This is a genomic window from Meishania litoralis, assembly GCF_042611095.1.
GTDB classification, from domain to species: domain Bacteria; phylum Bacteroidota; class Bacteroidia; order Flavobacteriales; family Flavobacteriaceae; genus Meishania; species Meishania litoralis.
The window spans coordinates 1-1,366 of record NZ_JBHFPV010000015.1 but is presented as its reverse complement, the minus strand read 5'-3'; the positions used below and the strand labels follow the sequence as shown (position 1 = coordinate 1,366).

Here is a 1,366-nt window from a genome sequence, read left to right as displayed (position 1 = left end):
CGGTCTCGGCTCGTATGTTTACGAGCCACTAATCAATTATTGATAAATATAGTAGTTTCCCAATAATTAATATGAGCTAGAATGGAAGGGACAGAGAGGTCTCGGCTAGATACATTGAATGATATCGCTTCATAGAAATCCCGCCCTTCCATAATCTTCTTGGAATCCGGACAGTACCTAGACCCCTTTCACGGAGGTCGAATCAAATGCGAGCAAGGATGATAAAGAGGATCGTAGCCTAAAAAATGATGTTATGGCAAAACGGTTGAAACAAAGTCTGGGTATCGATGTTTCCAAATTGAGTTTGTCCTTGTCCTTCGGGTTCCTAACGGATAAGCTGGAAAAAGAATTCATATCGCATCCTGATGTGACCAATGACCTATCGGGTTATGGTGAGCTTTTGAATTGGTTGGAAAAGTCAGTTGACGATACCGTCGAACTAACGGTAGTCATGGAGGCCACGGGAGTATATCACCAGGGCATCACCCATTATCTGTACTCAAATGGTTATAGGGTCTGTGTAATGCAGTCCGGTCGTGTAAAGCGCTATGCCCAGAGTCTGGACCAGCGTTCGAAAACGGATGCCCTGGACAGTAAAATGCTCAGTATGCTGGGTCTTGAAAGAAGTATTCGTCCTTGGCGGCCGCCCAGTGAAGAACTACAGGAGCTAAAGGCATTGAGCAGGGAGCGCGGTTCCTTGATAAAGGACAGGATTACGGAGACCAACCGTCAAGGAGCCATCGATTCGGGCGTCCATGGCAGCACCAAGGCCCTAAAACGGCACAGGGACCGGCTCAAGCTTCTTAACGGCCAAATAGAAATGATAGAAGCGGAGATGAAAGAGATAGTATCAAAGAACGAAGCACTGGAAAGAAAGATCGGTTTTATAATGAGCATACCCGGGATCTCTTTTATATCGGCAGCAACAGTGGTAGGTGAGACATTGGGCTTTGAGTCGATGACCAGTGCAAAACAATTGACAAGTTACGCAGGCTACGATGTCGTATTGCGTGAATCCGGCAATTTCAAGGGAAAAACGGTCATCAGTAAAAAGGGGAACAGCCATATCAGGTCGGTCCTACATATGCCATCGATGACCTGTGTACGCTGCAACCCGACATTGAAACGATTCTATAACAGGCTGAAGCCCAACAAAGCAAAACCTTTGGTGGCCTTGATAGCCGTTCAGAGAAAGTTATTGATATTGATGTACACCTTATGGAAAAATGAAGAGGTCTATGATGCGGCCTATGAAACAAAAAAGCAGCAAAAGCATGAAGCTATTGCTGCACAGGATAACAACTTGATAGATCAACTTGTTTCCTAAAATTTTAAGGAAAAAGCTTGTTTTTTTACACAGTACCTA

At 44.7% G+C, this 1,366-nt stretch carries 1 protein-coding gene; it reads left to right on the top strand.

Translation table 11 applies throughout. From position 1 onward, the window contains the following. Positions 1 to 253: 253 nt before the first annotated feature. On the top strand, positions 254 to 1,327 hold the full coding sequence (locus tag ACEZ3G_RS17045) for an IS110 family transposase (RefSeq protein ID WP_432426731.1): 1,074 nt from the start codon (positions 254 to 256) through the stop codon (positions 1,325 to 1,327). The last annotated feature ends 39 nt before the right edge of the window (positions 1,328 to 1,366 follow it).

Bases quoted from the DNA above. Each gene is read 5' to 3' on its own strand.
- ACEZ3G_RS17045 (WP_432426731.1), top strand. From the start codon at position 254: ATGGCAAAACGGTTGAAACAAAGTCTGGGTATCGATGTTTCCAAATTG.